Origin of the sequence: Brevibacterium epidermidis NBRC 14811, assembly GCF_001570805.1 — a bacterium.
GTDB classification, from domain to species: domain Bacteria; phylum Actinomycetota; class Actinomycetes; order Actinomycetales; family Brevibacteriaceae; genus Brevibacterium; species Brevibacterium epidermidis.
In genome coordinates this window covers 115,768-134,261 of sequence record NZ_BCSJ01000008.1, presented here as the reverse complement: position 1 = coordinate 134,261, position 18,494 = coordinate 115,768, and the positions used below count along the sequence as shown (strand labels likewise).

At 63.6% G+C, this 18,494-nt stretch carries 19 protein-coding genes; 10 read left to right on the top strand and 9 right to left on the bottom strand.

Annotation, left to right across the window (positions count from 1 at the left end):
* Nucleotides 1-14: 14 nt before the first annotated feature.
* Both BEP01S_RS06150 and BEP01S_RS06145 read right to left on the bottom strand, forming a co-directional pair.
* Complete coding sequence (locus tag BEP01S_RS06150; protein WP_062241469.1) at nucleotides 15-1,187, bottom strand: aminotransferase class V-fold PLP-dependent enzyme; 1,173 nt, start codon at nucleotides 1,185-1,187, stop codon at nucleotides 15-17.
* 244 nt (nucleotides 1,188-1,431) lie between these two features.
* Nucleotides 1,432-2,760: an APC family permease gene (locus BEP01S_RS06145; protein ID WP_062241467.1), complete on the bottom strand. Its 1,329-nt coding sequence runs from the start codon at nucleotides 2,758-2,760 to the stop codon at nucleotides 1,432-1,434.
* Between the two features lie 124 nt (nucleotides 2,761-2,884).
* On the opposite strand from BEP01S_RS06145, the gene BEP01S_RS06140 reads away from it, so the two are divergent.
* Together BEP01S_RS06140 and BEP01S_RS06135 are read left to right on the top strand one after the other, a co-directional pair.
* Entirely contained in the window at nucleotides 2,885-3,538 is a 654-nt protein-coding gene (locus BEP01S_RS06140; RefSeq protein WP_062241465.1) for a TetR/AcrR family transcriptional regulator, read from the top strand.
* A complete protein-coding gene (locus BEP01S_RS06135; protein ID WP_062241463.1) occupies nucleotides 3,535-4,938 on the top strand; it encodes a flavin monoamine oxidase family protein in 1,404 nt (467 codons plus the stop codon). The genes BEP01S_RS06140 and BEP01S_RS06135 overlap by 4 nt, the downstream gene beginning before the upstream one ends.
* A 73-nt stretch (nucleotides 4,939-5,011) precedes the next feature.
* Here BEP01S_RS06135 and fdhD read toward each other — a convergent pair whose 3' ends face one another.
* Together fdhD and BEP01S_RS06125 are read right to left on the bottom strand one after the other, a co-directional pair.
* Nucleotides 5,012-5,899: a formate dehydrogenase accessory sulfurtransferase FdhD gene (gene fdhD, locus BEP01S_RS06130; RefSeq protein ID WP_062241461.1), complete on the bottom strand. Its 888-nt coding sequence runs from the start codon at nucleotides 5,897-5,899 to the stop codon at nucleotides 5,012-5,014.
* Between the two features lie 15 nt (nucleotides 5,900-5,914).
* A complete protein-coding gene (locus tag BEP01S_RS06125) occupies nucleotides 5,915-6,448 on the bottom strand; it encodes a MogA/MoaB family molybdenum cofactor biosynthesis protein (protein ID WP_062241459.1) in 534 nt (177 codons plus the stop codon).
* A gap of 278 nt (nucleotides 6,449-6,726) precedes the next feature.
* Here BEP01S_RS06125 and BEP01S_RS06120 point away from each other — a divergent pair, with 278 nt between their 5' ends.
* From BEP01S_RS06120 to BEP01S_RS06105, 4 genes are all read left to right on the top strand, one after another.
* Entirely contained in the window at nucleotides 6,727-7,188 is a 462-nt protein-coding gene (locus BEP01S_RS06120) for a hypothetical protein (protein ID WP_152609573.1), read from the top strand.
* 110 nt (nucleotides 7,189-7,298) lie between these two features.
* Nucleotides 7,299-7,745 carry a MarR family winged helix-turn-helix transcriptional regulator gene (locus tag BEP01S_RS06115; RefSeq protein ID WP_062241457.1) on the top strand — a complete coding sequence of 149 codons (447 nt, stop codon included), beginning with the start codon at nucleotides 7,299-7,301 and terminating at the stop codon, nucleotides 7,743-7,745.
* A gap of 62 nt (nucleotides 7,746-7,807) precedes the next feature.
* A complete protein-coding gene (locus BEP01S_RS06110) occupies nucleotides 7,808-9,055 on the top strand; it encodes an LLM class flavin-dependent oxidoreductase (RefSeq protein ID WP_244882114.1) in 1,248 nt (415 codons plus the stop codon).
* A complete protein-coding gene (locus BEP01S_RS06105) occupies nucleotides 9,052-9,618 on the top strand; it encodes an NADPH-dependent FMN reductase (protein ID WP_062241456.1) in 567 nt (188 codons plus the stop codon). The genes BEP01S_RS06110 and BEP01S_RS06105 overlap by 4 nt, the downstream gene beginning before the upstream one ends.
* Before the next feature lie 118 nt (nucleotides 9,619-9,736).
* Here BEP01S_RS06105 and BEP01S_RS06100 read toward each other — a convergent pair whose 3' ends face one another.
* A complete protein-coding gene (locus BEP01S_RS06100) occupies nucleotides 9,737-10,363 on the bottom strand; it encodes a TetR/AcrR family transcriptional regulator (RefSeq protein ID WP_062241454.1) in 627 nt (208 codons plus the stop codon).
* Between the two features lie 79 nt (nucleotides 10,364-10,442).
* Here BEP01S_RS06100 and BEP01S_RS06095 point away from each other — a divergent pair, with 79 nt between their 5' ends.
* The 3 genes from BEP01S_RS06095 to BEP01S_RS06085 all read left to right on the top strand — a co-directional run bounded on the left by BEP01S_RS06095 (nucleotide 10,443) and on the right by BEP01S_RS06085 (nucleotide 12,934).
* Nucleotides 10,443-10,976 (top strand): hypothetical protein, encoded by a 534-nt coding sequence (locus BEP01S_RS06095; protein WP_062241452.1) that lies wholly within the window; start codon nucleotides 10,443-10,445, stop codon nucleotides 10,974-10,976.
* A gap of 147 nt (nucleotides 10,977-11,123) precedes the next feature.
* A complete protein-coding gene (locus BEP01S_RS06090; RefSeq protein ID WP_062241450.1) occupies nucleotides 11,124-12,353 on the top strand; it encodes a calcium:cation antiporter in 1,230 nt (409 codons plus the stop codon).
* 131 nt (nucleotides 12,354-12,484) lie between these two features.
* Nucleotides 12,485-12,934, top strand: a complete 450-nt coding sequence (locus BEP01S_RS06085; protein WP_218004328.1) for a PaaI family thioesterase — start codon at nucleotides 12,485-12,487, stop codon at nucleotides 12,932-12,934.
* 45 nt (nucleotides 12,935-12,979) lie between these two features.
* On the opposite strand, the gene BEP01S_RS06080 is transcribed toward BEP01S_RS06085, so the two are convergent.
* Both BEP01S_RS06080 and BEP01S_RS06075 read right to left on the bottom strand, forming a co-directional pair.
* Nucleotides 12,980-14,581 carry an AMP-binding protein gene (locus BEP01S_RS06080; RefSeq protein ID WP_218004327.1) on the bottom strand — a complete coding sequence of 534 codons (1,602 nt, stop codon included), beginning with the start codon at nucleotides 14,579-14,581 and terminating at the stop codon, nucleotides 12,980-12,982.
* Between the two features lie 197 nt (nucleotides 14,582-14,778).
* The gene (locus BEP01S_RS06075) at nucleotides 14,779-15,852 is read right to left on the bottom strand and encodes a GmrSD restriction endonuclease domain-containing protein (protein ID WP_167348262.1); all 1,074 of its coding nucleotides are present in this window, start codon (nucleotides 15,850-15,852) and stop codon (nucleotides 14,779-14,781) included.
* 295 nt (nucleotides 15,853-16,147) lie between these two features.
* On the opposite strand from BEP01S_RS06075, the gene BEP01S_RS06070 reads away from it, so the two are divergent.
* A complete protein-coding gene (locus tag BEP01S_RS06070; protein WP_062241447.1) occupies nucleotides 16,148-16,798 on the top strand; it encodes a hypothetical protein in 651 nt (216 codons plus the stop codon).
* A 70-nt stretch (nucleotides 16,799-16,868) separates the two neighbouring features.
* On the opposite strand, the gene BEP01S_RS06065 is transcribed toward BEP01S_RS06070, so the two are convergent.
* Both BEP01S_RS06065 and BEP01S_RS06060 read right to left on the bottom strand, forming a co-directional pair.
* The gene (locus BEP01S_RS06065; protein ID WP_062241445.1) at nucleotides 16,869-17,669 is read right to left on the bottom strand and encodes a sulfite exporter TauE/SafE family protein; all 801 of its coding nucleotides are present in this window, start codon (nucleotides 17,667-17,669) and stop codon (nucleotides 16,869-16,871) included.
* 15 nt (nucleotides 17,670-17,684) lie between these two features.
* The gene (locus tag BEP01S_RS06060) at nucleotides 17,685-18,491 is read right to left on the bottom strand and encodes a thioesterase family protein (protein WP_062241443.1); all 807 of its coding nucleotides are present in this window, start codon (nucleotides 18,489-18,491) and stop codon (nucleotides 17,685-17,687) included.
* Nucleotides 18,492-18,494 lie beyond the last annotated feature (3 nt).

Here is an 18,494-nt window from a genome sequence, read left to right as displayed (position 1 = left end):
CTTAGGACGGCGCCTCAGGAAGTTGCGGTGTCCGTGATGGCGTTGAGCGTCGTATCGACATCGGCTTCGTCGTTGTAAAGGTGGAACCCGAAGCGCATGTTTCCTCCGGCCTGCGAGTACCGCACGCCTGCCGCGTCGAGGCGCTCGAGTGCTCCGGGCCAGGACCGCTGCCCTTCGTCGAGGTCGATCGTCACGATCGCCGAGTTCGACTCCCCCAGTCCGAATCCTGCCCGGAACCGGTTGGCCAGGCTGAGGTCGTGAGCGTGGATCTGCTCGATGCCGACGTCGAGGAGCAGCTCGAGCGCCGGGGCCGTGCCGACCCAGGAATGCCAGGCCGGTGAGATGTCGAAGGCGCGGGCACCTTCGGACAGGTGCATCGGCATCCCGTAGCTCGCTCCGGCACCGGCCGCGAACCAGCCGGCGGACAGTGGCTTGAGTTGGTCGAAGAACTCGGCTCGGCGTGGGTGCGTGCTGTCGGCTGGGTTGGCTGCGTTTGTGCTGTTGGCCGCGTCGGTGGGCACGGTCTCGGCGAGCCGGGAGGGCATCGTGAGGTACGCCGTCCCCCGTGGGGCGCACAGCCACTTATAGGCGGCGACGGTGAGGAAGTCGACGTCGGCGGCGTCGAGCGGCAGCCATCCGGCCGCCTGTGTGCCATCGAGGACGGTGATGGCACCGACCTCGCGGGCGCGCCGGGTGATCGCCGGGATATCGGCGACCTCGCCGGTTGCGGACTGGGCGGCGGAGAAGGAGACGAGCGTCGTGGACTCGGTGACCGCCTCGGCGAGGGTTGCCAGCGGTGCGGTGCGCACCCGCACGCCGCGATCGGCGTGGACGGCGAACGGGTAGACCCCGGAGGTGAACTCGATGTCGGGGATGAGGACTTCCGCGCCATCGGGCAGGGCTGTGGCGATCGGGGCGAGCAGCTGGGACACGGCCGCCCCGGTGGCGACCTGATCTGCGGGGACTCCGACGAGTCGGCCGAAGAGCTCCCGGCTGGTGTCGACGGATTCCGCCCACGTCTGCCAGGGGACGCTGCCGGTCCTCCATTCGTCCAGCGATCGCTGCATCGCGTCCCACCCTCGCCGAGGCGGCGGACCGTACGAGCACGAGTCGAGGAATGTGCGGTGTATGTCCCATTCGGCGCGGGCCTGCGCGATGGTCAGGGGTGGATCGTCATTGATGTCCATGCCAGCGAATCTAGCACCGGAACGGCAGGGCCGCCTCGGCGAGTATCCTTGGATCACTACATCCCCCACGCCTCTCAACGATGCGCACTTAGGGGATTTTCTGATTGACCGATGCACGGACTTTTCGCACTTCAGCGCTCGGCTGGTCAGCTTAGGAGAGTCTCTCCATCAGTGGTTCAGGACCCGGTGACTGTCCTAACGTCTGCCTGCGAGTCCTACCCTTGCCTCTGTCTGTGCCTTGATATCACGCTGCCGTCATCGCTGGCACTGGGCGTTTGAACCCGCGTGTCAGCCAAACGAGATAGATGATCCCCACCGCGATCCACGAGAGACCCACCACAAGAGTTACTAGGCTCAAGCTGGTCCACAGCCACACGGTCAATGCGAATCCAATTAGTGGCAGGCAGCCGTGAATGAAGATGGACTTCTTTCCCTCCACATTCTTCCGAATGAGGAACACACTGATGACAGACAAGTTCACCAGAGAAAACGCCGTCAGGGCTCCAAAACTGACAATCGATGCGACGAAGTCCACGCTCGAGAACACTGCGGAAATTGAAATGATCGCGACGACCAATATCGCGCCGACTGGCGTGCGGAACCGACGGGAGAGCGACCCGAAGATCTGGTGGGGGAGAACTTTGTCTCGACCCATGCTGTACAGAATCCGAGAAACGCTGGCTTGTGATGCTAAAGCTGAACCCATCGCCCCCGTGACATAGGCAGCCAAGAAGAGCGACGTCAATAAGTTGCCGCCCAAGTGGGTCAACATTGTCAGAGCAGCGGAATCGGCGCCCTCACCAGTGATCACCTCAGGAAATGCCATATACGCGAACCAAGTGACTGCCACGAAGAAGACACCGGCGATGACGGTCGTTGTGACGATCGCTCTTGGGATGGTTCGCTGTGGGTCGCGGGCTTCCTCGGCCATTGTGGAGATCGCGTCAAACCCTAAGAACGACAAGCAGAGAATCGCTGCCCCCGCCGTCACAGCAGCAAGGCTGAAGTCGCCGCGGACAAAGGGGTCGAAGGCGTTAACACCTGGCTGGAATGACTGGGCGGCAACAGCGAAGAACACGACGAAGAAGATGGCTTGCAAAGCAACGATGACCACATTTGCGCTCTTGACAGCGTCAATTCCGACGATATTGAGCCCAGTGACCACAATCAGCGCAAGGAGGGCAAAGACCCAGCCGGGTACTGCGGGAAACTGCTGGGTGAGATACACGCCGATCAGCAGATAGTTGAGCATCGGCAGCAATATGTAGTCGATCATTACGGTCCAGCCGGTGAGGAACCCGATCTTGGACCCGAAACCTTGGCGTGTATAGGCATACGCCGAGCCGGCCGAGGTGACCTTGCGGCTGAGGGTTGCGTAACTGATCGCGGTGAAGAGCATCGCCAACAGCGTGAGGGTATACGCAGAGCTCAGATATCCACCTGTGATCTCGTTGACGATTCCGTAGGTGGTGAACACGGTCATAGGAACCAGATACGCAAGACCGAACACAATAAGCGTGGGAATCCCCAAGCTTCGCTTCAGTGACGTCGTTTCAGTTGATTCGCGGGACATCGCTGCACTCCTCGGCATCGTTGTTGAGGTCGTGATCCTGTTGACAGCGGATCGTCAATCGGGGATATTGTCCATGTGGTCAATAAGTGTGAATTAGATTACAGTTGCCGTGTGAGGTGTGTCAATGGCTAGGCTGGAGCAACAACCGCGACAGCGGATGAGTCCGAAGGATCGCCTGGCGTCCATCGAAGAAGCGGCTCAGCAACAGGCTCTCAAGGAAGGTCTGCAGACTCTGACCCATCGGAGCCTGGCGGCTCGGCTCGGCGTCTCACATTCGTTGATCGTCCACTACATTTCAGACTTGGCAGAGTTACGAGCCCGGACGTATTCGAAGCTGATCCTCGCCGAGTTGAGCAGTATTCAGGTTGCTGTAGCCCCGGTGCCCACTGCCATCGGCAAATTGACCGACCTCATTGGTCTGCTGAGTGTCAGTGGCCGCGAAGAGACCGCCAGTCTATGGCTCGACGGCTGGACGATCGGAAGACTGAATTCCTTGATGGCAGCCGAAGTGCGCACAGCAATGCTGGCGTGGCAAGACTTCATCGAAGAAATCCTGAATACGGGAGTTGAGGCGGGCGACTTCGATGTCGATGACGTATCGGGATGTGCATGGGAGATCATCGCGCTCTTTGACGGCCTCAATTCACACATGCTGGTCGCCTTCGGCACCCCAGAAGAATACAAATTTCGAATCGCCGCACCCATCGAGTCGCGGCTTCACCTTCCGCCCGGAACCCTGACGGGTACAACCAACTTCAGAGGAGATGAACGGCCGTGAACAATGCACACTCCCTTTCGCCGGAGCCGGTTGATGTCATCGTCGTCGGTGCTGGGATATCGGGGCTCAGCGCAGCTTTCGACCTTGAGCAGGTTGGACTATCAGTCCGCGTCCTTGAGGCGCGCTCCAGGGTTGGCGGACGCACCGAAGACGGACAATTCGCGTCTGGGACCTCAATCGAGCTCGGCGGGCAGTGGCTCGGCCCAACCCAGACCGCTGCCCTTGAACTGATTGACAAACTTGGGCTGGCGACCTTCGAAGTCTATGACGAAGGCAGATCTCTGCTATTCGCCGAAGGCAAATACGTCCACGGTGATGACAATACCTTCGGGTTGGGAGAGCAAGCCGGTGCCGCGTTTTCTGAACTCGTCCGATTGGTCGATTCCACCGTTACAACCATAGATCTTTCGTCTCCATGGAGTTCGCCGGAAGCAGAGCGGCTCGACAGCATGACTGCAACGCAGTGGGTTGAGGAGAACTGTCCTGATCCGACAGCAAGGAACTTTGCTCATACCCTGCTTGCCTCGATTTTCGCTGCAGAAACACATGAATACTCCGCTCTGCACATGCTCTTCTACTTGGCTTCCGGAGGCGGCCTCCACCGCATGATGATCACCATCGGCGGAGCGCAAGAACGCCGAGTCCTGGGCGGCACCCATCAGATGTCCGAGCGTCTGGCTGAGCGACTCAATGGAGAAGTCTGGCTGCAATCGCCGGTCAAGAGGATCTCTCAGGGTGAAGGAACGGCAAGGCATCCGGTCGTAGTCACGACTCCTGGCACCTCTCATCATTGCAAACGAGTCATCGTCGCACTGCCTCCAACGCTCGCCAACAGGCTGGACTACGAGCCCCCGCTGCCAGCGAACCGTGACATCGCCGCAGGCCAAATGATGCCCGGGAACGTCATTAAGTATCAGATCGAATACGAACGGCCATTTTGGCGAGGACGCGGTTTGAGCGGCACTATCCTCAGCCTGGACCACCACGTCTCGTTGGTCTATGACAACTGTGTGCCAACATCCGATAGAGGTATTTTGGTCGCCTTCGTCGAGGGCCGGCATGCCCGACAGCTGTCTGAGCTGTCTGAGCAGCAACGTGCTGAGGCAGTGCTCAGCGACTTGTCTGCGTTCTTGGGTGCGGAGGCCGCGGAACCACTGGAAATACTGCAGCGGAATTGGTCAGAAGAACCCTATACCCGAGGCTGCTACGGAGGACGGTTCGGCACCGGTCTCTGGACAACAGTGGGCCAACATCTAGCCGACCCGTGCGGCCATATCCACTGGGCAGGAGCAGAGACCGCGCAGATCTGGAACGGCTATATCGATGGTGCGATTCGCTCGGGGCGACGAGCAGCTTCCGAAATTGTCTCGGCGGAATCAATTTCTCACCGGGAAGGCTGAGCAGCCACAGCAACCTCGCTTGCCCCATGTTCTTTTGAAGCATTCTCATTCGGCGGGACTGCTTAAATATTGTTCAGGCCACCCGCTCCGGGTACGAGTACGCATTGAACTTGCCCTTGCGGTTGAAGCCGATGACGGTCACGCCGACCTCGCGGCCGTACTCGACAGCCATCGCCGAGGGGGCGCTGACCGCGGACATCATCGGGATGCCGGCCATCGCACACTTCTGCACGAGCTCGAACGATGCCCGCGCAGACACCTGCAGCACGGTCGAGCGCAGCGGCAGCCCATTTTTGTGATTGGCCATGGCCCAGCCGATGACTTTGTCCACGGCGTTGTGGCGACCGACGTCTTCTCGGCCGACGAGCAGCTCGGGTTCGGCGTCCGGATCGTCTCCGACGGCGAAGAGGGCGGCGGCGTGCACTCCCCCGGTCTTGTCGAAGATCTCCTGGGTCTCGCGCAGCCGGTCGGGAAGCTCACCGATGCGGGCGGCGGAGAGCAGCTGCGGGAACTCGTACTCCTCATCGTCTTCGAGGTGGCAGGCGGCGGGAATGAGCGGGAAGGCCGAGGTCTTCGTCACCGCATCGGCGGCTGCGGTCCCACAGATCCCACACGACGAGGAGGTGTAGACGTTGCGGGCGGGGGCCGCCTCGGGGTTCCACACTCCTGGGCGCAGGCGTACGCGGGCGACGTTGAAGTTCCGGGTGCCGTCGGGGGCGATTCCGGCGGAGAAGTTGACCTCCTCGATGTCGTCCATCGCGGTCACGACCGCCTCGGAGAGCAGGTACCCGGCGATGAGTTCCACGTCGTGTCCAGCGGTGCGCATGGTCACGGTGTACTGCTCGCCGTTGAGCTGGATCTCCAGCGGTTCCTCCCCTGCCAGTGAATCCGGGCCGGCCGAGATCTCACCTGTGGCGTCGAACTTATAGACCCGGGCTCGCACGGCTTTGCGCATCTGCATGTTCTCGTTCCTCTCTCAGACCCGGGGACCGTGGTCGGTGGTGTCCTCGACAGAGGTCTGGATGTGCTCGAGGAGGTCATCGATGACGGTGATTCCGTCTTTGACCCCACCCTTTGACCCGGGGAAGTTGATGACGAAGCTGCGTCCGCGCACTCCCGCGACTCCGCGGCTCATCACCGCCGAGGATGTTGCTTCGAGTCCCTTGCGCCACATCGCATAGATGAGGCCCGGGGAATGTCGTTCGAGGAGTTCGGCAGTGAACTCCGGAGTGCGATCATCGGGGGCGAGTCCCGTGCCGCCGCTGGTGACGATGACACGGGGTCGATCGGCTTCCGGGGTGTCGACGAGAAGAGTCCTCAGTGCTTCTCCGACGGGTTCGCCGTCGCGGACGACGATGGCGTCGGGGGTCTCATAGCCGCGACCGCGCAGCCAATCGACGAGGATCGGACCTGTCGTGTCCGCGGCTTCGCCCCTGGCAGCCGAGGTGGAGGCGATGATGACGGCGGCCTTGCGACCCGCTCCGAGGAGTTCGCTGTTCTCTTCGCTCACCTATCTGCCTTCTTCCCAGGTCAATTGCTCCCGTGCGCAGCGCACGCGGTTCATGCGCTCACGTGCACGGCACAGTCATTGTCTCCATTGTCCCACTCCGATCGGGGATGGCCAGAGACTGCATAGCTCCTGGCAACACTGAGAGAAGACGTCCGTTTGACGGGCACAAGTGTGAGGATCGTCGAATCCTTGCCAGGCGGATTTGCCCCACAGATTATGGAGACGACCACAACGACGACGTTTAACCGGGCCCCATGAGGAGGATGGACAAGGTGCAGATGTCAGATGCAATCGCTGCCGAGCTCGCCGCCGATAACGCTGCGCGCAGAGACCGAATCAATGAAGGCTTCTCGCGCTTCTATGCACCGTTGGCCGTCGTTGCCTTCGTCCTCACTTTCCTCCCCTACTACCGGTCCGAACCAGACAGTTCTTTTCACTACGGCGGCCTATGGCAGGAACTCGCACGCACCGGTCACAGCTATGACGCCGCAGCCATGCTGATCTTCGTCGCACTCATCGCTCTGCTGACCATCGCGGCGCTGCGCAAGTTGGCGGGAGTCGGCCTCGTCATTGCGGCCGCGCTCAGCCTGACTATCGGCATCATGCTGTGGAACGCCCCGGGGTTCTCAGATCCGCCCGAACTCACCGATGTCGGAATCCTCGACATCGCCTTCTCCTTCACGGCTGCGGCAATGATGCTCACCCACGTCGTTCTGCTGATCATCTATCGCCAGCGATAAGGGGTAGTCGCAGCCCGCTCCCGACCTCTCGCGTAGCGCAGGTAATGTGAGAACGGATCGGGATGGCCGCAACATCGGCGGCCACTTTGCAGTCGGCAGAAGGAGAAGCGGTGGAGGACCTGAGCCTGAGCACGCTCATCTGGCTGCGCATGGCCCGCTTCGTCCAGAACAGCAACCAGCTCTCCAACGACCACCTGCGTCAGTTCGGACTCACCGTCGCACAGTTCGAGGCCCTTGCCCACATCCGCAACTTCGAACCGATCACGCAGTCCGCTCTCGCCGAGGGCCTGACCGTCAGCAGCGGAGGGATCTCCCGCATGCTCGCCCGACTCGAATCCGAAGGGCTCATCTCCCGCGAACAGGACTGGAAAACCAAACACATCTCGCTGACGGACAAGGGCCGCGAACTCCTCGAACGTGCTTTTCCCTCGCAGCAGGAACAGCAGTCATCACTTTTCGACGATTCGCTGAGCGAGGACGAGAAGGTGCAGCTGCACGCACTGATGAAGAAGCTCTACGACACCAGCCGGAAGCGCGGCAGGAGCAACCGGGAATAATCGCATCACCTTCTCAGTTGACATGGCAAATGACATTTTCGTCGCCGTCACGAGGAGACACCTTGAGCGAGTCAGCGCAGCTGCACACCACCCCGTCGCAGCATTCCGGAACGGCTGAAACACAGCCGCCACAGCAGCCGAACTATATGCATGAGTTCGGCTTCGACCGAGGTCAGGGGCTCCAGTTCGGCATCTACAGCCTCGGCGATCATCTGCCCGACCCGCACGACGGATCACGCGTCGACGCCGGCCAGCGCATCCACGAATTCATCGGCTACGCCCAAGCCGCTGAGGCCGCCGGACTCGACTTCTTCAGCCTCGGCGAGAGCCACCAGGAGTTCTTCGCCTCGCAGGCCCACGCGGTCATCCTCGGCGCCATCGCCCAAGCAACGGACACCATCCGCATCGGCAGCTCCTCGACGATCCTGTCGACCTCGGACCCGGTTCGCGTGTTCGAGAACTTCGCAACGATCGATCTCATCTCCGGCGGTCGTGCCGAGCTCGTCGCCGGTCGCGCCTCCCGGATCGGCCTGTTCGAACTCCTCGGCTACGACCTGCGCGACTACGAGGAGCTGTACGAGGAGAAGCTCGACCTGCTGCTCCAGATCAACCGCGAGAAGCAGGTGACCTGGTCCGGTCAGTTCCGGGCGCCGCTCAACGACGCCGAAGTCCTCCCCCGCCCCACCGGGCAAGCGCTGCGCATCTGGCGTGCCGTCGGCGGAGCGCCGGCGAGCGCGGTGAAGGCGGGACTGGCCGGGGTTCCCATGGTCATGGCCCACCTCGGCGGGACCACCTCGGTGTTCAAGGGTACGGTCGACGCCTACCGCCGCGCGGCCGCTCATGCCGGATTCGATCCTGCCACCCTGCCGATCGCCACCGCCGGGTTCTTCCACACCGCGGAGACCTCACAGGAGGCATTGGCGGGAATGTATCCGCATATCAACGAGGGGATGAAGCGCACGAACGGGCAGGGCATGCCCAAGCAGCACTTCGCGCAGAGCGTCCACCCGGCGTCGATTGCGAACATCGGCAGCCCGCAGCAGATCATCGAGAAGATCCTCCACCAGCATGAGGTCTTCGGTCATCAGCGCTACCTCGCGCAGATCGACTTCGGCGGGATGCCGTACGCGGAGGTGATGAAGCAGATCGAGATCATCGGCACCGAGATCCTGCCCGCCGTGAAGAAACACACCGCTGCCGCGCCCGAAGAGTCTGTCTCCGAATCCTCGGGTTCCGCATTCGGCTCCACTGGTTCTGCGTCCGGCTCTGCTGGTTCCACATTCGACTCCGCCGAGGAGGCACTGTCATGAAGATGGTTCTGCTGTCCGGGTCGAACGTCGGGACGAAGACCCGGACCGTCATCGATCACCTCGCCGAGGCGGTCGCCGCCTATGACCCCACCATCGACGTGAGCGTCATCGACCTCGCCGAGGCGGATATGGTCTTCGCTGACGGTCGGAACTTCACCGAGTACACCGGCGACACCGGCCGGGTGGCCAAAGAGCTCATGGATGCCGATGCGATCATCATCGGCACCCCGATCTTCCAAGCTTCGATCCCGGCGGCGCTGAAGAACGTCTTCGATCTGCTGCCTGTCAATGCGTTCCTCGACAAGGTCGTCGGCGTCATCGCCACGGCCGGTTCGTCGAAGCACTATCTCATCCCTGCTCAGCACCTGCTGCCGATCCTGACCTATATGAAGGCACAGGTCGTCCAGCCCTATGTGTTCGTCAGTGAGAGCGATCTGCACCGTGGAGAGATCGTCAGCCACGACGTGGTGCAGCGCCTCGACCGCCTCGTCGAGGACACGGTCGTTCTCACCCGCACTTTCGCATCGATCCGGGAGGAGCGGGACGCGGCCTACGGGTTCTGAGACGCTCGGTGCCCATCGGCCCAATTCGGACTCAGCCCAGTTTGAGATGAGCAGCCCAGGTTCAAACATGGGCTGCTCACCCTCAACTGGGCCGAATCGATCCGGCCGACCCCGAGGCTCAAGCACGCAGACTCTCGAGGTGCGCAGCCAGCAGCTCGCGCGCACGCTCAGGGGCGAGAACTTCCGGGTGAAGCGCCGAGCGCAGGGTCAACCCGTCGATGAGAGCCGCGAGCTTCTCGGCCTCGACTTGAGCGTCGAGCCCCGCGCGCAGGACCCCGCGGGCCGTCATGCTCTCAACGACCCGAGCCATGAGATCACGGGTACCGCGTACCGCAGTTTCGAAGACGTCAGCGAGTTCCGGGGTCGTTCTCGCCTCCTCCTCGAAGGCCAGCCACACGACCGACTCCCGGCGCCGGGTCTCGTCGAGCGGCAGCAGCTCGGAGAGGAAGTCGACCGTCATCTCTTTGGCCTCATCGTGATCGATGCTCCCAGCGTCGAGCTTGGGAAGCATGTCGGCCAGTCGTGATTCAAGCCGGCCGCTGACGCGCTCGACAAGGGTTTCGAGTGCGAAACGCACGATCCCGTCGGCACCGGAGAAGTAGTGGCGGATCGAGCCAATGGCCAGGCCGGTTTCGTCGGCGATCGTCCGCAGTGAGACCTTGGCAAGTCCCTGCCTAAGAACGATGGCGAAGAGGGCATCGGCAATGAGTTCACGGCGCTGAACAGGGTCGACGAATTTCGGCATAATCCTTTTATAGCACACCCATGCCACATCGTGCTATCGTTTTAGCACACACCTGCTAACACATCGAAGGAGATCGCTCATGTCACCCCTCCTCATCGCCCTCGGGGTCCTCGTCGTCATTGTCATCGTCATCGTCCGGCGCTTCCGTGGAGAGCCTGTAGACGGCAAAGATCTCGCAGTTCCGCCGCTGATCCTGCTGGGACTGGCCGTCAAAGAACTGTGGGGGTTCGATCATTGGACACCGGCGAACGTCACCTTCCTGGCCGCCTCGGTGGTCATCGGGGTCAGCTTCGGAATGCTGCGCGGAGCATCAACGGTCCTGTTCGAACGCGGCGGGACTCTTCACCAGAAGTACACGGCGAAGACGATGATCATCTGGGCATGCAGCCTGCTGGCCGGACTAGGCCTACACTTCGGGGCTCAGCTCATCGGCGCCGAGGAAGCCGTTCGCCCCATGACGCTGAGCATCGGATTGAGCCTGCTCGGTGAGGCGATCACCTGCGGTGGGAGGGGCCTGCAGTCGGGCATTCCCTTCAGCAATCGCGATACCATGCGCAACGGCTCGGACTCATCTGCTCTGAACGACCTCGTCGACCGCGTGCGCCAGAGGTGAACGACTCCGGGCATTCCGGTGCCCTAGATCACCGGATTTGCCGGGCCGGATGGGCCTGGTTAACCTGAAAATGGAAGGAACCAGTCGGGACGACCCGGCTGAGTGAGAATCACGATGAGGACGGCCTCAGAGACAGGAAGACCTTTCATGACCGCCGCCCTCCGCACCATCATCACGCCGACCGCGATTCTTCGACTCATCCTCGGCTGGGGCGTGTTCATCGCCCTGCAGTTCATGGGTTCTCTGCTCGCTCCACCGGTGCCGATGCCTCTGCTCGTCACTGCGCTTCTCGTCATCATCGCGGTCATCCTCATCTGCGCCTTCGGAGTCGTCACCGAGGCCGAACACCTCGCGAACCGCCTCGGCGATCCCTACGGATCACTCGTGCTGACCATCTCGATCTGCCTCATCGAGGTCATCCTCATCGCCGCGGTTCTGCTCGGCCCCGGCGATCACGCGACGATTGCCCGCGATTCGGTGATGGCGGTGTCGATGATCATCCTCAACGCCGTCATCGGCCTGTGCCTGCTGGTCGGCGGACTGCGCCATGGCGCGCTCACCCACAATCGCACGGGTGTCTCGAACTACCTGGTCATGATCGTCGTCTTCGCCGCCCTCGCCTTCGCCGTGCCCGCCCTCATCGGCACGCCCGACGGCGCCTATGAGATCTGGCAGGAGATCCCGATCATCGTCGTCACCGTCGGCGCCTACGTCTTCTTCCTCTACCGGCAGATGGGACCGCAGGCCCACGAATTCACCGAGGTGGTCCCCGTCGGTGCAGCCTCGGCGGGTGCCTCATCGACTGCAGGAACGACGCACTCCTCCCCCACCGAGGCGGCTGGTCTTGGTGAGTCAAGCCGACCCGAGGAGGCCGACCAGGTTGAGAACGAGCCTCAGGGAATCGTCGAGATCCTCTCGACCCACCGAGTGGAGATCATCATTCGGCTGGTCCTCCTCGTCGCCACGGTGCTGCCGATTGTCCTGCTCTCCCACGATATGGCCACGCTGCTCGATGACGGCCTGGGCCGCCTCGGCGCTCCAGTGGCGCTGTCCGGAGTGGTCATTGCGATGATCGTGTTCCTGCCCGAGACACTCACCTCTCTGCGGGCGGCCTGGAACGGGGAGATCCAGCGCGTGAGCAACCTCTGCCACGGCGCACAGGTGTCGACGGTGGGACTGACGATTCCGACCGTGCTGGTCATCGGCATGCTGACCGATCAGCAGATCATGCTCGCCGAGTCACCGATCAACCTCGCACTCCTGGCGATCACGCTCCTGGTCTCCGTCATCGGGTTCGCCGCTAAAAAGGTCACCGCCGTCCAAGGTGCCGCTCACATCATCATCTTCGTCGTGTTCGGTCTCGCGCTGTTTGCGTAAGCTGCCGTCCCGGCGCCGGGACGGCCGGCACGACGTCGGAGACGGCCGGCGCGGGCAGCGAACTCTCACGGGTAGGCTGAATTCCGAACGTCCATTCAGCCTCCGGCTCTGCCCCGCACTAAGGAGAATCCATGGTCAACGACGCTTCCTCGCAGGCCTCTGCGCCACTGCCCGACGTCTCACCTGAAGGCTCGAGCCGGTTCGTCGCGGCCACCGGACTCGTCGTCGATGAGGTCAGCGCCACCTCGGTGCGGGCACATGCCGACCTGGACGAGAACCACCACACTCCATGGGGCGTCGTCCACGGCGGCGTGTACGCCACCATCGTCGAAAGCGCCGGCAGCATCGGAGCCAGCACTGCCGTGGCCGATCGCGGCGAGTTCGCAGTCGGCGTCCACAACGCCACCGACTTCCTGCGCCCGACCTCGGCCGCACGGGTCACGGTCACCGCCGAGGCGCTCCACCAGGGTCGCAGTCAGCAGCTGTGGGACGTCGTCATCACCGACTCGGCGACGCAGAAGGTGCTCGCCCGCGGTCAGCTGCGACTGCAGAACGTGCCGTTGCCGACCGACGCGAAGTAGGCGTGGGCCTCACGCCGACTTCGCGCACGAAGTCGGCAGAGCGCCTCAGTTCCCGGCCATGTCCCGCAGGGCGTTCTTGCGGATCTTGCCCGTCGACGTCGTCGGCAGCTCATCGACGAACTCGATCCCGGCCGGTGCCTTGTAGGAGGCGATGCGGGTCTTGACGAACGCGATGAGGTCGGCTTCGGCCACCTCGGTGCCGGGCCCCAGAACGACGTAGGCCAACGGTCGCTGTCCCCATTTCTCGTCGGGCATTCCGACCACGGCCGCCTCGGCGACGGATTCGTGGGCGACGATGGCCTGCTCGACCTCGATGGTGGAGATGTTCTCTCCGCCGGAGATGACGATGTCCTTGGCACGGTCGAGGATCTGGACGTACCCGTCCTCGTGCATCACGGCGAGGTCGCCGGTGTGGAACCAGCCGCCGCGGAACGCTTCGGCGGTGGCTTCGGGCGCGTTGAGGTAGCCCTTCATGACGTTGTTGCCGCGCATGACGATCTCGCCCATCGTCACCCCGTCGCGGGGCACGTCGGTGAGCACATCATCGTCGCGCAGCTCGACCACGCGCATGCGATCGGCGCTGATCATGCCGATCCCCTGTCGGGACTTCAGCTTCGCGCGCTCTTCCACCGGCAGGCCGGTCCATTCGGGCTGCGGTTCGCACGAGGAGTACGGGCCATAGGATTCGGTGAGTCCGTAGACGTGGATAACCTCGATGCCGAGGCCTTCGAGCAGAGCGATCGTCGTCGGCGACGGCGGGGCACCGGCCGTGGTGATCGACAGCGAACCGCCCAGATCGTGGGCTTCCTTGGCCCCGGCGATGGTATTGAGCACGACGGGAGCACCGGCCATGCGCGTCACCTTCTCGTCGTCGATGAGCCGCCAGGCCTCGGGCCCGCGCACGGCGCGAATGCACACGTGCGTGCCCGACACCGCGGTCAGCGCCCAGGTCGTGCACCAGCCATTGCAGTGGAACATCGGCAGCGTCCACAAGTACTTCGTCAGCGCCGCGAAGTCCTGCGTGACGACCTCGCCTAGCGAGTTCAGATACGCCCCGCGGTGGGTGTACATGACACCCTTCGGCCGGCCCGTCGTGCCCGAGGTGTAGTTGACGGTGATCGTCGTGGTCTCGTCCTCGACTTCGTAGGGCCGGGGTGATTCCGGCGCCGAGGCGGTCCAGTCGGCATACGCTTCCACGCTGAGGTCCGCGGCGGTCACTTCGCCAGGGGTTCCGTCTTCGTCGGGGTGGACGACGATGGTGTCGACCGCGTTCGCCGCACCGGCGTCGATGACCGGTTGGAGGAGTCCGGCGTCGCCGAAGAAGAATTTCACCTCGCTGTGGCCGAGGATGTACTCGACCTCGGGCGGAGCCAGCCGGGTGTTGAGCATGACGAGCACGCCGCCGGCCAAGGGGACTGCGTAGTGGGCGATGAGCGCCTCGGCGCTGTTGGGTGCGAGCACCGCAACCGTCTCCCCGGGCTTGAGTCCGCGGCGGACGAGCCCTTCGGCGAGGTTCTGCACGGTCTCGGCCATCTGCCGGTAGGTGAAGCGGCGAGGCCCGTCGACGATCGCCTCCCGATCGGGGTGGGCCTCGAGCGAACGCTCGAGGAAGCGCAGCGGAGTCAGAGCGGTATCGAGTCCGGACATAGCAGGTCTCCTCATCATCAATGATCGTGACGGCCGTCGGCAGGAGCAGCTGCGACGGTGTTCGACTTCAGACTACCGATCGAGTGTGATCGCGTGCACACCACCCTCGCCGAGGCGACCGATCGTCAGCGTGCGCGTTCCCTCTTCTTCGTGCTCCGGGGAATACTGTTCGTACCCCGGAATTCGAGATGTCGCGGCTATTCGCAGGCGATTCCGTCGCCGTCGCGGTCGAGGTGGGACCCGTATCCGGGGTCGCCGCTGCGCACGGGTGCAGCACCGGCTTCGCGGGCGGCCGTGCAGTTCTCGAAGTACGCCGACGAGGAGCCCGAGGAGCTGCTGGAAGATCCGCTCGACGATGATCCCGACGAACCGGAACCAGACGATTCCGAACTCGAGGACTTCTGCTTGGCGGGGCGGGTCTCTTCCTTCGTGGTGACGTTGTCACCGTCGCCGGGAGCGGGCCAGTCGACATCCTCGGCGAAGGCGGGCTGGTCTTCGCACTTGTCGAGGACGCGCTCCATGGCGACCTTCTCCGGTGGGACGACCCACAGGTCGTATTTGTGTTTCACGGCGATCTGTCGGGCGACGTATTCGCAGCGATAGCTCTTGTTCGGCGGCAGCCAGGTCGCGGCGTCGCCGTCGCCCTTCTGCCGGTTGAGGCTCGAGCTCACGGCGAGCAGGTTGAGCGGGTCGTTGCCGAATTCCTTGAGCGTCTCCTCGTCGAATTTGAAGGCGCCCGTCTGCCACGCGTTCGAGCGGGCGACGACGTGGTCGATGTCGACGGCGTTCGCGCTGCGGTCGAAGTCGTAGGTCTCGCCGGCATAGGGGTCGGCGAGAGTTCCGGCCAGGACGATACATCCGCGGGTTCCGGCCTTGAGTGTGATGTTCGTGAGGTCCCGGCGGAGCACGTCGTTGCGGGTGTCGCAGCCGTTGTGGTCGGTGTCCGAACGCCACTTGAACAGGTCGCCGTCGTACCCGGTCTTCGGTGCCCGGCCCTTGACCGTGAGTTCGTCCAACATCGCCGAGGCGGTCCCCACCGCCGAGCTGCCCGCGCGGCCCTCGTCTGCTTCCTTGCTGTCGTTCTCCTCGTCGGAGTACGGGGCAGAGGAATTCTCGCTCGGTTCCTGGGCTTCTCGGGTGGGTGTGGGGTCGGCCGAGCTGGAAGTGGCGGTGTCGACGGTCGGTTGGGCATCCTCGGCGCATCCGGTCAGGAGGCCGATGGACAGGACTGCTGCGAGTGCCGCAAGTGTGCGGCGCGAGGAAGAGAGCAAGGGCATCGACTTTCGGGCGTGCAGGCTCGCCTGTTCGGCGAGATGGTACAGACGTGGTCGTGGACCGAGCCGACACGGATGTCGCTGCTCGATCCACTTCGATCAGTCTAGAGCCGGCGGCGCGGCGGTGGCATACGGTCGGCAGGAACGTATCCCTTTCGTTAGATCCCCGGATGATCGTCGAGATGAGATTCTCGGCGGTTGCCTCAGTTCTACCGAGGGGAGGGTGAGGTCACCGGCGGGTGGGTGCATGATTGAGGGGAACGGTGAGCAGCCTCGGCGAGGAGGATTTTCGATGCGACACGATGAGGAGCGCCCGCGCACCAGCGGGTTCCTGGCCGACGGGACGGTACCGGGGCACTGGACTCAGGTGCTCGGGGCGATGCGGGCGAATCCGTTCACGCATCTTGCGCTGGATGAGGTACGCACCGAGGCGGCCCACCACCTCATCGTCGTGCCCTCCCCCGAGGTGGCCCGGGCGTGCTTCGGGGAGATGTTCGATACGTTCGGGGACTCGATTGAGGTCATCACGGTCGAGGAGCTCGTACCGGATCGCGTCCCCGTGGGGACGTGGGTGTTTCTGCCGCACCGGCAGGACGGCTGGACGGATCTCGAGGATGCTTCGGCGAAGCTGCGGGCGGCCCTGGTCAAGGAGAATTCGTCGCGGGAGGCCGGCGACAAGCTGGTCCTCATGGAGTACGGGATCAACCTGTGGATGTGGGCCGAACCGCCGTCCAGCGGAGGCGACCCCGTCTGCCACGCCGGCGAGCTCATCAGCTGGGAAAGCGCGTGGGCGCTAGGGGCCAGTAGTGCTGGCGGAAGCGATGGCAGTGATGCCGGGGCCAGTGCAGACGGTGCGAAGCCTTCGCCGCCAGCAGCTTCGGCCCGCCCGCCGATCTACTTCGGTCTGCCACCCATCCTGCGCAAGCGCCGCTGGGACAGTTGAGAACATTTTCTGACTCGCCCGGCCGCATTCAGCGCACACCCGCCTGCCTTCAGCGCGCCCACCTGCTCCCTCAGGCCACGGCGACGACCACACCGGCCGCCACAAGCAGCACGAAGTAGCCCCAAGCGTGGAGGATCTCGGGGATCTTCGGCACCCGGCGGCGCAGGAACACGATGAGCGGCAGTCCGCCGATGAGCAGCGCCGCGGCCGCCACCAGGTCGAGTGATCCGACGATGCCCGGGGCCTCGATCGCTGCCGGGGTCAGGATCGTCACGAGTACAGCCGGGCTCATGATCACCAAGGTCAGCGGGTTGGCCAGCGTCGTGGCCACGGTCATCGTCGCCCCGGACCGGCGCATCATCGGCACCGTCATCACCGATCCGCCGACGCCGAGGAACGACGCCAGACCACCGATCGGCACACCCCAGACCGCTGCGATTCCGCGTCCGCCTTCACTGACCTCGCCGACCTCATCGACAACTGCAGCCTTGCGCCGGAAGAATCCGGGCCGGGCGAGCAGATCGATGGCAGTAGCCGCGATATACGCAACGAATCCCCACTGCAGCATAACTTCCGGAGCGAACCGTCCCGCGAAGGCACCGAGGCCTCCCCCGAGTGCGAGCAAGCCGAGCAGCCACCACCGCCCCTTGAGATGAGCGAGCGTGGATCGTTTCGTCGACACCGTCGCGACGATTGCGTTGACGAGCATCACCAGCGCCGAGGTGGCCGCCGCCACCCGCGCCGTGTCCTGTCCGAGGTCCGCATCGACCAGGGTGATGATCGGGACCGTGACGAAGCCTCCGCCGAACCCGAAGAGCACGGTGGTCAGGCCGACGAGGCAGCCGATGAGGACGAGCCCGAGGAATTCCACGCGGTCAGGCGAGCCTCAGAGCCGGGCGATGAGCAACGGTTGGGTCACGGCTCCAACGTAGCCGATCTCGTCGGCCAGGTCGCCGTTGGCAACACCGCGACCATCGGGTCCGACATGAGTGCGAACGTTCATGTTCAGCCATTCGGACTTCGGTTCGCGCGCAAAGGTCAGCGACAGCGACGGTGGGATGAACGTCCACTCGCCGTACGGCACAGCCGCCGAGACGCCGTTCGCCGAGTCCGCCACGATGACGAAGCGCTGGATCGGGCTGGTGTCCTCCCCTGCGACGAGCGGGATGCGCGGACGCACCCAGACGTCGGCGGCTCCGAGTTCCTGAAGGCCGCCGGAGACGAATCGCCATTCGATGGCACGCCCGTAGCCCCAGTCAGGGCTGATGCCGGGGAAGTACTTCTGCTCCTGCGGTTCCGGCACCGAGGATGTGTCGAAGTTCGCAGCCACCTCGGCGCTGGATTCGGGTGTCGAGCGCATCCGCCACGCGGTCGCGGTGACGGCAAGACGGTCTTCGGCCCAGAGTTTGGCTTCGACGAGTTCGATGCGCTTTCCGGGTCGGACGATGGTCGCCTCGGTGCGGATCCGACCCTGCGGGATCGGCCCGAGCATGTCGATGGTCAGCCGGCCGATGCTCATCGCCTCGTCTTCGCGGATTTGTTCGACGGCACGGGCGAGCAGTGCCGCGGGCGGCCCGCCGTGCTGCATCCGCTCGTCCCACGGGCTCGTCGTGGCCCGGGTCGAGTCGAATTCGTTCTCGCCGCGAGGAAGGTAGAAAGCCTCGGGCAGCGGTGTGACGTCATTGTCTGTCACGTG

Coding starts and splice junctions, on each gene's coding strand:
- BEP01S_RS06090 (WP_062241450.1), top strand. CDS start 11,124: ATGACCGCCGCCCTCCGCACCATCATCACGCCGACCGCGATTCTTCGA.
- BEP01S_RS06095 (WP_062241452.1), top strand. CDS start 10,443: ATGTCACCCCTCCTCATCGCCCTCGGGGTCCTCGTCGTCATTGTCATC.
- BEP01S_RS06070 (WP_062241447.1), top strand. CDS start 16,148: ATGCGACACGATGAGGAGCGCCCGCGCACCAGCGGGTTCCTGGCCGAC.
- BEP01S_RS06080 (WP_218004327.1), bottom strand. CDS start 14,581: ATGTCCGGACTCGATACCGCTCTGACTCCGCTGCGCTTCCTCGAGCGT.
- BEP01S_RS06145 (WP_062241467.1), bottom strand. CDS start 2,760: ATGTCCCGCGAATCAACTGAAACGACGTCACTGAAGCGAAGCTTGGGG.
- BEP01S_RS06150 (WP_062241469.1), bottom strand. CDS start 1,187: ATGGACATCAATGACGATCCACCCCTGACCATCGCGCAGGCCCGCGCC.
- BEP01S_RS06120 (WP_152609573.1), top strand. CDS start 6,727: ATGTCAGATGCAATCGCTGCCGAGCTCGCCGCCGATAACGCTGCGCGC.
- fdhD (WP_062241461.1), bottom strand. CDS start 5,899: ATGCAGATGCGCAAAGCCGTGCGAGCCCGGGTCTATAAGTTCGACGCC.
- BEP01S_RS06105 (WP_062241456.1), top strand. CDS start 9,052: ATGAAGATGGTTCTGCTGTCCGGGTCGAACGTCGGGACGAAGACCCGG.
- BEP01S_RS06085 (WP_218004328.1), top strand. CDS start 12,485: ATGGTCAACGACGCTTCCTCGCAGGCCTCTGCGCCACTGCCCGACGTC.
- BEP01S_RS06140 (WP_062241465.1), top strand. CDS start 2,885: ATGGCTAGGCTGGAGCAACAACCGCGACAGCGGATGAGTCCGAAGGAT.
- BEP01S_RS06100 (WP_062241454.1), bottom strand. CDS start 10,363: ATGCCGAAATTCGTCGACCCTGTTCAGCGCCGTGAACTCATTGCCGAT.